We start from the raw sequence: 10,514 nt of genomic DNA, 5'->3' as shown, positions 1-10,514 counted from the left end.
TTTGAGGCCACTCAACCACTGCGCTTTTAATTTAATAACAATAAGTTGATTGAATTTACCAAGTTGAGGACCAATCTCTTTAAGTCGCAGCTCGAGACCACTCAACCACTGCGCTTTTAATTAACGACCCATAAACTTGACTAAATTTAACAAGTTTATGCCCACTCCCTATTTTCGCTCAAATATTTTTTTAATGTATAAAATCAATATTTAGTTTAAAAGATAGTTACTACTTTCCTTAAATATCTGATGGCTTTGTCGTCCTCTTATTTAGTATTGTCTTAGTCCTTCATAATACTATCTGGTGCAAAAATTCATTTTCAGCAAGCAATTCTATGATTTCCTTCGTACTTAGTCTAATATTATTAATTGACTATTATTTCAATTAGTTTCATCAAATTAATTCACAAACTTCAAGTGAAAATCAAATTTTATCCTGACTTTTATGACAATGATTCCGATAATGCTTTAACCCATACTAAACAGGGATTGTGTTCATCCCATAATGTCGGAAAGACTTCTAACTTTTTAAAGCCACAACAACGATAAAATTGATTTGTTGCATCATACTGCTGATAATGACCTTCATTTACTGTTTTAACTTGAATTAAGTGATAGCGGCCGGTCATTAATTTTTCAGTTGCTTTCATAAGTTGTTTTCCTATTCCTTTTCGATGATAGGATGGTAAAACTCCCATACAGACAATTTCAACGCAATCTTCACTAGTATTCGATAGTGTTACAAACCCAACAGGTTCATTCTCATCTAAAGCGACAAGACACTCACTTGTTTTAGCATCATCTATATACCATTGAGTGGCTTCTTCAATTCCAAACCATTCAGGCAACTCTTGCAAAATATTTTTAACTATTTGCGATTTTTCTAACGGTTCATTTATTTCCTTAATTATTACCATATTATGCTCCTTATCGAGGCTTTAATTGTTTTTGAAACCTCCAGTAATTTTTTTCATATAAAAGTCCTCCTTTCCTCAATTTTCGATTTTAGTATAGCATAAATCAAAAAAGCTGGACAGAAACTTAATCATTTCTATCCAGACTTACTAAAATGGGTAACGTGTAGCAATAAGAATTTACTCTTTGTTTTAACTTTTCACTAAGAACTAGCGGACGAAACAAATAACGGATGATTGTCGTCTTCTGCTCCTAAGCTATTTACTCTTTTTCTTATCTCCCGAAAATCTGTTTAATGTTTTGCTTGAGCTTCAATTTTTTCAACTGCTGCTTTAAAATCAGTCATATTGGCTTCCAATTGTTTACGAATGGTCGCTAAATCGTATCTTTTCAATTGTTTATCTTCGACTAAATGCTCGCCTGCGACCCAAACATCTGAAACATTCGACGCGGTAGCTGAATAAACCAAAACACTATAGGGGTCAAAGACAGGAAACATATTGACCGACTGTGTCTCTACAATAATGATATCAGCTTGATACCCCGGTACTAATCTGCCAACTTTTTCTGCTAATCCTAAAACCTCCGCTCCCCCATTGATTGCTAATTGAACAATTTCTCGAGCAGGAAAGGCACTGCGATCTTGATTGACAGTCTTATGAGAATAAGCGATATAACGCATTTGATGGAATAAATCGAGAGTATTTCCTGAACTAGGTCCATCAGTTCCTAATCCAACCGGTACACCTACCTCTAATAATTGTTTTAAAGGCATAAAACCTTTCGCTGACTTTGTATTCGCTCCAATACAGTGAACCACTTTTACTTCATTTTCACGAATCAAATGAATATCTTGTTCAGTCAAATGAATACAGTGGACTGCTAATAAATGATTATTTAGTAATCCTACTTTATTTAAGTATTCAATTGGAGTCATATTAAATTCATCAGCATAATATTGCATCTCATAATCCATTTCAGCAACATGCATCATCACTGGCGCTTCATAATATTCTGACAAACGTTTAATTTCGGTTAAAGTTAGTTCACTATTAGTATTCGGTGCATGTGGTGCTAATATCGGAGTAATTAATGTATTTCCCTGCCACTTTTCGATAAATTTCGGTGCGACTTTTAATCCATAAAAGGGTTCCTCATCACCATCACAAGTCGGATGATTAATAATGGTCTCTCCCAATAAAGCACGCATGCCCATTTCAGCAGTCACTTGCGCAATCGTATCCTCAAAATAATACATATCCGCAAATGTAGTAATGCCCGCTAATAACATTTCAGCTAAAGCATATTGCGCACTAGCACGTACTAACTCTTTGGACATTTGAGCTTCTAAAGGAAATAAAAAACGACGTAAGCGGTCTTTCACATCATCGGCTAAAGAACGAAATGGAATCATGCCGACATGGGTATGTGCATTAATCAAGCCGGGTAACACAATGCCATCTTGAGCGTCAATAAGGCGAATGCCTTTATTTTTAACCCCAGTTGCTGTCACCCATTGATGCCATTCTGGTAATAACTCTTCTTGTAACCCTACATCTAAAATATAATCATCTTCTATTAATACATAACCTGGATAATACTCCGTAAATTCCTTATCCATCGTTAAAACACGAGCATTATAAATTAAAGTCTGCATCTTTTCCTCCATTCTAACTATTGATATCCGATAACAAATTAGGTTGAGTCAAAACAAAAATCGTTCTTCCTCAACCTTTTAATGTAACACAATTTAATCAAAATGCGCTTGATCTATAATTGATTTCAATTCTTTTTTCAAATGCACTTACAATCAAATGATTAGTTTAAAGTTTCATTCCAAAGATTTAACCACTCAGCCATATTTTCATTGATGAATTGAGTGTTCATTGTTTTTGCACGTTCCGCAACCGCACCATAAGTTTTATGGGCTGCTACTTCTTCAGATAATTCAACATTTTTATTAACCGGTGCTTCATTAAATGCTTCAGCAGTCTGAACTAATAATTCTTCACTAATTCTCCAATCAATGTATTTATAAGCCAGTTCTTTATTTTGAGCATTTGCTGGTACATTAATAACATTGTAATTAGCGTAAGTACCTGATTCTGGCACAACGTATTCAACATTTGGATTTGCTTCTTTCACCATACCATAAGCAAAATCTGCTAAAATCGCAACTTTAATTTCACCTGCTTGGAACATATTCGCTAATTCAGATGATTTCGAATATGTTTTAACTATATTTGGAGCTAATTCTGCTAAACCAACAAAGGCCGCTTCACCTTTATCTGATTCTAATTCTACCTTTTTGTAGTCACTTGCTAAATAAAGCATTGCCGGACCAAAAGTTGTTGAAATTTCTGGAATTGCAATCGTACCTGCTAATTCTGGCTTCCATAAATCTGCCCATTCTTTTATTTCAAAACCTAATGCTTCTTTGTCGTAAACAATCCCAATACTATTTACTGCATAAGGAACACCCGTTCCACGTTCAAATACTTCTTTTGCTCCGTCGGTTAAGTTCGCAATATTCGGCACTTCTTTTTCCGTAATCGGTGCAAATAAACTCTCTTTAACTCCTTGATCTGCATTTGACTGCGATAATTCAATCACATCAATCGTAGAATTAGGGTCATTTTTTAATTTCGTTAAACGTTCTGATGCATTTCCTACTTCTAGAACCACTTCATCCGCATTAGCTTTCGCAAAAGGATCCATAACCACTGCTTCAACTTGATCTTGACTTAAACCAAAAGTTGAAATCACTAATTTATTTTCTTCTGCTTGTGCTGTAGTTAATCCACCTAAAGACGAAGCTCCTAACATCCCAAAAGATAACGCTGAAATCACTAATTTTTTTAACATCTTGTTTCCTCCATTTTTTTAATTATTGCATTAAAGCCAGTAATTTAGTTTGAGGCAAGAGCAATTGAATCTCTGCCCCAGTCTCAAATTTTCTATCTGAAAAGTCATTGACTAACAGTTTTCCTGCTGAAGTCGCTACCTCATATTGATAGCCTTTCCCCATAAAAGTCCGCACCGTAATCGTACCAGTTAAATGATTATCGTTTGTTACTTGATTTTCTACTATTTTTATTTCCTCTGGTCGAATGGCCAAGACGCATTCGCTTGATACTTCCGTTTTGGGCATCGAAGCAACATAATAAGTATTACCCGCTTGATCGACAAATTTGTCATCTTGAGTTTTGGTTACTTTGATGAAGTTTTCAAAACCGATAAATTCTGCAACAAAACGTGATTTAGGATAATTGTAAATTTGTTCTGGCGTGTCAAATTGTTCGATGACACCTTGATTCATCACGGCTACTTTATCTGAAATTGAAAAGCATTCTTCTTGGTCATGCGTTACAAAAATAGTGGTCATATTTAATTTTTCATGTAAGCGACGAATTTCTAAACGCATTGCAACTCGTAATTTGGCATCTAAATTTGATAAAGGTTCATCCAATAATAATAATTTTGGTTCGATGACTAAAGCACGTGCCAATGCTACCCGTTGACGTTGCCCTCCAGATAATTGTTTCGGAAAACGATGTTCTAGTCCTTCTAAACCACATACTTTTAACATGTCCGTCACTTTTTCTTTGATGATTGTTGGGTTCACTTTTTTAAGTTTTAACCCGAAAGCGACATTATCATAAATACTTAAATGTGGGAATAAAGCATACGATTGAAAGACCATGCCAAACTGACGCTTATGAACTGGTACTTGATTTAAATTCTCACCATCAACTGAGAAGGTACCATCTTGATGTTCAATTAGTCCGGCCATTACACGTAAGGTTGTTGTCTTCCCACACCCACTTGGGCCTAATAAGGAGACTAACTCTCCTTTCTGAATCGCTAAATTTAAGTCTTCTAAAATATATTTTTTATTATCATAGGACACATCAATATCCTTTAGTTCTACATAAGTCATGTTATTGGGTTCCTCACTTTCTAAACAATCGATGATAGACCCAATGTCTTATCAATCAAGTACATTAAAACAACGGTTAACAGCATCAATAAAGTCGAAATCGCTGATACAGCTGGATTATAATTAAATTCCATATAATTTAAAATTGTAATCGGTAAAGTCGTCACACCTGGACCCGTTAAAAACATGCTGACTGGAATATTATTAAAAGAGTTAATAAAAGCCAACATAAAGGCTGCAAAAATTCCCGAAGAAATATTCGGTAAAACAATTTTGGTAATGGCTTGAAATTTGGTGTAACCTAAAGTCCACGCCGCTTCTTCAATTGAATAATCTAAGTTTTGTAAACTTGAACCAACTAAACGGATTACATAAGGTAAACTAATAATTAAATGGCCAATCACGAGACTCGTTAAGACAGACCACTGAAATTTCACTACTACTAGTTGAAAAATCGCATACCCCATTACCATACCTGGAATCAAGGTTGGTGATAAGAAAAAGTCATTTAAAAAAGCATTGGTTTTGGATGAATAACGTGCTAACAAGTATGCAGCAGGCACACCGATGATAATCGCGAGTAACGTTGCTGCTAAACCAACACCTAAACTAACATAAAAGCTACTCATAAAGGCTTCAGACTCAAACACTACTCTGTACCAATCAAAGGTAAAACCAGAAATAGGAAATTGAATAGCAGAGGCTTCACCAAAAGAAGTTACCACAATAATTAATAAGGGAATCATTAAAAATAAGAAAACAAGAATCGCAATCAGTCGAATCATCCAATTATTTTTCATGAAGCTTCACCTACCAATCGTTTATCGACCCGTTTGGCTAAAAGGCCGAGCAATTTATTGACCACTAATGTAATCAAAATCATAATGAAAGCTACAACGCTAGCTAGCTCCCAATTGCCTAAAGTCAACGCATTTTGGCGTAAAAATGTCGAAAGTAACATGTTTTTATTACCACCTAATAATTGCGGAGTCGTATAGGCCGTCAAGGTTCCCGTAAAAACTAAGATACTGCCAATAATCGTACCGGGAATACTTAAAGGAATGATAATTTTACGAAATACCGTTAAAGGATTAGCACCTAAAGTTGCAGCCGCCTCTAAAGTCTCTGGCTCAATGGAGTCAATCACACCAACTAATGAAATAATCATCGTTGGTAAAAACAAATAAACTGAACCAATAATAATGGCGAATTCAGTATTTAATAGCACCAGTGGATGATCTAAAATTCCTGTAGATACCAAAAGTTTGTTGATGATACCATTTTGCCCTAAGATATTAATCCAAGCAAAAGCACGCACTACCGAATTTGTTAATAATGGAAACAGTGTGACAGCCATTAATAAACTCTTCCATTTTTTAGAAAGCCCTGAAATATAATAGGCTGTCGGTATCCCTAATAAGGCACAAATGAGAGTCACGATAGTCGCCACTCTAATTGTTCGTATTAAAACTTTCACTTGATAGTTACTCTCAAAGAATGTCAAATAATTAGACAATGGATTGCCGTGCATTGACAAAGTTGGAACTAATAAATTAACTAGAGGAATGCCCATAAAAACGATTAAAACAATAATCGCCGGAAGCATCCACAAATAACGAACACTTTTCAAATAAATCCTCCTATCATTAAGATACGTATCTATCATACAGATAATAAAATTGAATTCAATTAATTTAATGAACTCTTAATCTTTCTTCAAGTATAATGTTCGTGTTTTAGAGATGTGGTTTGAGAATTGACAGGTTTATGGGAAAGTGATGGTAAGATGAATTATGTGGGAATGCGCTGAGGCGGTAATGTTAAGATAGATTAATAAAAAAAAATATGATATTATAATTTTGTAAATTGTTGAAGTAGATTATGAGTAGGACAATTTAGAAAAAATCTGAGAATACAAAAAGCCATATATAAATTTTGTTGCTTGGGTCTCCATAATATTAATCCTATTTTAAAAAGTTATCGTAAAAAATTTAGAGTTCGCTTTTGCCCTTTTTAAGTCTGGGATAATTATTATACAGTAGCTAAAATGAATAATAAAATTAGCGCTATGATAGTTTTAGTCGTGAACAATAAAATTATATAGTTAGATTAGCTATCTCAATTGTGAACCTAACTCATTTTATAATTAAATATAGAGCTACTATTTATTATTGGTAGAGGATCTATTCTATAGCTTTCAATTCATCAGTTGTATTTTACTTAATTGAAGAATTAGGTAATCTAAATCTCCTAATCAAAAACATAAATATGGTGCGGAAGGTCGTAATGAACCTGCACCCAATACGACGATTCAGTCATGTAGAACAATAAGACAACTATAGAAAAAACATCTCAAAACGATATCATAGCGACAAAACTATCATAATATTTTGAGATGTATAATCCATATAATTCAATTTTAATTAAATGCAAATAACAAAATAAATAGGATGAAACCAACTGACTTAAGCTTATAGATTAAACAAAAAAATTAAGTGGCAGAAAAGCAACTACCTATGTAGGATAAACTCCTCATTCTAAAAAGAGAACTATTTACTTAGGTTTGAATCGTCTCATCAAAATTTGATATTTATAAATGCCCATACTCAATTAATCACGTCAATAATTTTGTAGCTAATTTTAACATTTCAATCGCTTGATTTCTAATGGCAAATAAGGTGTCATACGGGTAGTCTTCTCCTAAAATGGCAGTTGTTTCGAGCTCATCAAAATAGCCCTCATCAAGCATCTCTCTATGCTTAAACCATTCTTCACTACTATAATACTTATCGAATTTCTTAATCTTTGGCATTTGTTTTTTTACCTTATGTAAGACTTTATCCAATTCTGCTAAAGTAGCATTTATTTCACTAAATTCTTTTTCTAACTCTTTTAATCTCTCAACTTCTTTTGCTTTATTCACAAAAATCATCTCCTTTAATAATATAGCAATACTCTTCTGTTCTTTTTATTCTCTGTAAGATATTAATTGATTTTTATACACAACATCATATCAGATGTTATGATGATAAATCAGTCATGAGTCAATACTTTTTAGTTTTAAGTTTGATCACGTAAAAATGCATCTTAAAAATGATGAAAATAGACAATAACACAATGTAAAATCAGCACGAGTGTAGCGACTGGGCATAAACTCAAAAAATTTTTGATCTAATCTATTTAGTTTATCGCGTAGCGGTTGAGTAGTCTCAACTGTGCGGGGGTAGGCAGATGAAGCGAAAATCATTTGATTTTCTACTTCTTGCCCAATCCCAATCTATTATTATTTTATGCTAAAAACGTTTCTTAATCAATTTTGAGCGTCTTTAATCTATTGTTGGGTTTTGTTCAAATAGCACTGACTGCATTCGAACTGTCACCTTATCATTATATGGATTTAATTAATATTTCTAGTAAATTATCTTTAACGCCCATAAATGTTGCAACAGAAATTGCAAAAAGATGAGATAGCACCGATCGCTACCCAATTTAAATTCATAAAACATTTTTAATTGACTCTAACATAAATAAACAGCATTAAAAAAATTTACTTTACGATACTTTAATCGTAAAAACGTTTGTTTTTTGTATCATTTATGATACTATCGATATATATAATAAGGAGGTGTAAAAAATGGTCGATATCAAATGGCTTCGCAAAAGAAAGAATCTCACTCAAGAGGAAGTCGCTGAACGTGTTGGTGTTACCAAAGCCACTGTTAGCAAGTGGGAAAAAGGCGACATTAAAAATATGAAACGAGATAAAATCGCAAAACTATCGGAAGTTATTGAAATATCTCCACTTGAATTGCTCGGAATGGATATTCCAAAAAATCCTATCCCTGTTGGCGATATTGTTCGAATTCCAGTATTAGGATATATAACATGTGGTGAACCTATTCTTACTGATGAAAATGTCACCGAATATCGAGAAGTATTTAACAACGATCTTCCAAAAGGCAATTTGTTTTTCCTGCAAGCAAAAGGCCACAGTATGGAGCCTAAGATACCTGATGGCAGTTATGTCATGTTGAGAAAACAACCAGATGTTGAAAACGGTGAAATTGCTGCTGTTATCGTGAACGGAGATAACGAAGCTACTTTAAAAAGAGTGCGTAAGTTAGATGATACTATTTTACTTGAAACACTAAATGAGAAGTACGCACCGTATATAATTAACGAAAACAACCCTGCACGAATAATTGGCAAGGCTGTTAAAGTGGAATATAAATTATAAATTTGGGAGGAAATTCATGGAAGAAAAAGTTCCTTTTTATTTTAAAGACGGATTTATTGCACTGTGTTTTGTTCTATGGCCGATTTATGGAGTCCCTGTAATTATTGGTATCATCCTTTTCTTTTTAAAAAACAAAAGATACGCGATAGTTAACCGAGAAAAATTAGACAAATATCTGTTTGAGTACAATACAATTGAATCCTTAAAGAATAAACAAAGTATGATTCTTAATAATATTGAGTCTGAGAAGAATACTGCTTTAACAAATTTATCTGAAGATATCGACAAACTAAATGCCAAAAAGGAAGAAATCAGTTTCTTCATTAAAGAAAATTATGACGAATCATTATTTAATCAAACATTCGTGAACTTCGATGTTACAGTTACATCTGATGAAATTAAGAATACTTTAGCAATACATAAACTTAAAGAAAAAGAAGCTGTTCAGGCAATAGTTACAAAACAATTATATAAAAAAGCAGATACTAATAAACAAATTAAACAAATATTAAGAGCTTTCAACACAGAAGCAGATTACTATATTAGTAATGTAACTTCAAAAACAATCGACACGTACAGAAAAAAAATAATGACTTCCTTCGAGAGTTTGAACAAACTATTTGAAATTGATGGTGTTTCTTTAGATAAAAGTTATTTAAAATTAAAGCTAGAACATTTATCTATAATATATCAATTTCAAGTAAAAAAAGAGGCAGAAAAAGAATTGCTTAAAGCTCAAAAAGAAGAAATAAAAGAACAACAACGCGTTGAAAAAGAACTTCAAGATGCTAAAAAGAAAATCGAAAAAGAGGAACTTCAATTCAACAATGAAATGAAAAAAATGCTAGACTATTTAAGTCGTGCTAATAATGATGTAGAAAGAAACATATATGCAGACAAAATCAAAGAACTTGAAGAACAAATTAATAAACTAAAAGCAGATAAAGAAAATGTAGAACTAAGACAATCGAATACTAGAGCAGGTTTCGTATATATTATTTCAAACATAGGTTCTTTCGGAGAAAACATATACAAAATTGGAATGACTAGACGCTTAGAACCAATGGACAGAATCAATGAATTAGGGAGCGCTTCTGTTCCGTTTAAATTTGATGTTCATGCCTTAATATTTAGCGAAGATGCTCCTACTTTAGAAGCTACTTTACACAGACATTTTCAGGACAAAGAGATTAATAAAGTTAATCAAAGAAAAGAATTTTATAAAGTTGATTTAGAAGAAATAAAACGAGTAGTTCATGAAAAATTTAACAACACAGTTACTTTTTATGATGAACCTGAAGCATTTGAATATAGAGAATCTTTAAGACAAAAAGAAGATGTATAGGACTTATATAGTAGTAAAAATATCATCAATACTCTTTCGTTTATAATAAGTCTAGTGGTAATAAGTCAAGAGAAAAA

The 10,514-nt window shown here is 33.0% G+C and carries 9 protein-coding genes; 2 read left to right on the top strand and 7 right to left on the bottom strand.

Annotated features, from left to right (window positions below; translation table 11 throughout):
- Positions 1-443 precede the first annotated feature (443 nt).
- The 7 genes from HMPREF2811_RS06750 to HMPREF2811_RS06720 form a co-directional block, all read right to left on the bottom strand.
- Entirely contained in the window at positions 444-917 is a 474-nt protein-coding gene (locus HMPREF2811_RS06750) for a GNAT family N-acetyltransferase (RefSeq protein ID WP_071408679.1), read from the bottom strand.
- A 290-nt stretch (positions 918-1,207) separates the two neighbouring features.
- Positions 1,208-2,572, bottom strand: a complete 1,365-nt coding sequence (locus HMPREF2811_RS06745; protein WP_071408678.1) for an amidohydrolase — start codon at positions 2,570-2,572, stop codon at positions 1,208-1,210.
- Positions 2,573-2,733: 161 nt separating this feature from the next.
- Complete coding sequence (locus HMPREF2811_RS06740; RefSeq protein ID WP_071408677.1) at positions 2,734-3,780, bottom strand: ABC transporter substrate-binding protein; 1,047 nt, start codon at positions 3,778-3,780, stop codon at positions 2,734-2,736.
- Between the two features lie 22 nt (positions 3,781-3,802).
- On the bottom strand, positions 3,803-4,855 hold the full coding sequence (locus HMPREF2811_RS06735) for an ABC transporter ATP-binding protein (protein ID WP_071408676.1): 1,053 nt from the start codon (positions 4,853-4,855) through the stop codon (positions 3,803-3,805).
- A 20-nt stretch (positions 4,856-4,875) separates the two neighbouring features.
- The gene (locus tag HMPREF2811_RS06730; RefSeq protein ID WP_071408675.1) at positions 4,876-5,655 is read right to left on the bottom strand and encodes an ABC transporter permease; all 780 of its coding nucleotides are present in this window, start codon (positions 5,653-5,655) and stop codon (positions 4,876-4,878) included.
- Positions 5,652-6,461, bottom strand: a complete 810-nt coding sequence (locus HMPREF2811_RS06725; protein ID WP_371441405.1) for an ABC transporter permease — start codon at positions 6,459-6,461, stop codon at positions 5,652-5,654. The genes HMPREF2811_RS06730 and HMPREF2811_RS06725 overlap by 4 nt, the downstream gene beginning before the upstream one ends.
- A 1,008-nt stretch (positions 6,462-7,469) precedes the next feature.
- Complete coding sequence (locus HMPREF2811_RS06720) at positions 7,470-7,778, bottom strand: DUF4298 domain-containing protein (RefSeq protein WP_071408673.1); 309 nt, start codon at positions 7,776-7,778, stop codon at positions 7,470-7,472.
- Positions 7,779-8,489: 711 nt separating this feature from the next.
- Between HMPREF2811_RS06720 and HMPREF2811_RS06715 the strand changes: the two genes are divergently transcribed.
- Together HMPREF2811_RS06715 and HMPREF2811_RS06710 are read left to right on the top strand one after the other, a co-directional pair.
- The gene (locus tag HMPREF2811_RS06715; protein ID WP_071408672.1) at positions 8,490-9,092 is read left to right on the top strand and encodes a LexA family protein; all 603 of its coding nucleotides are present in this window, start codon (positions 8,490-8,492) and stop codon (positions 9,090-9,092) included.
- A 16-nt stretch (positions 9,093-9,108) separates the two neighbouring features.
- On the top strand, positions 9,109-10,437 hold the full coding sequence (locus tag HMPREF2811_RS06710; protein ID WP_071408671.1) for an SNIPE associated domain-containing protein: 1,329 nt from the start codon (positions 9,109-9,111) through the stop codon (positions 10,435-10,437).
- Positions 10,438-10,514: the final 77 nt, after the last annotated feature.

It is taken from the genome of Globicatella sp. HMSC072A10 (genome assembly GCF_001811625.1).
GTDB lineage: Bacteria > Bacillota > Bacilli > Lactobacillales > Aerococcaceae > Globicatella > Globicatella sanguinis.
This window is presented reverse-complemented; position numbering and strand designations above follow the sequence as displayed.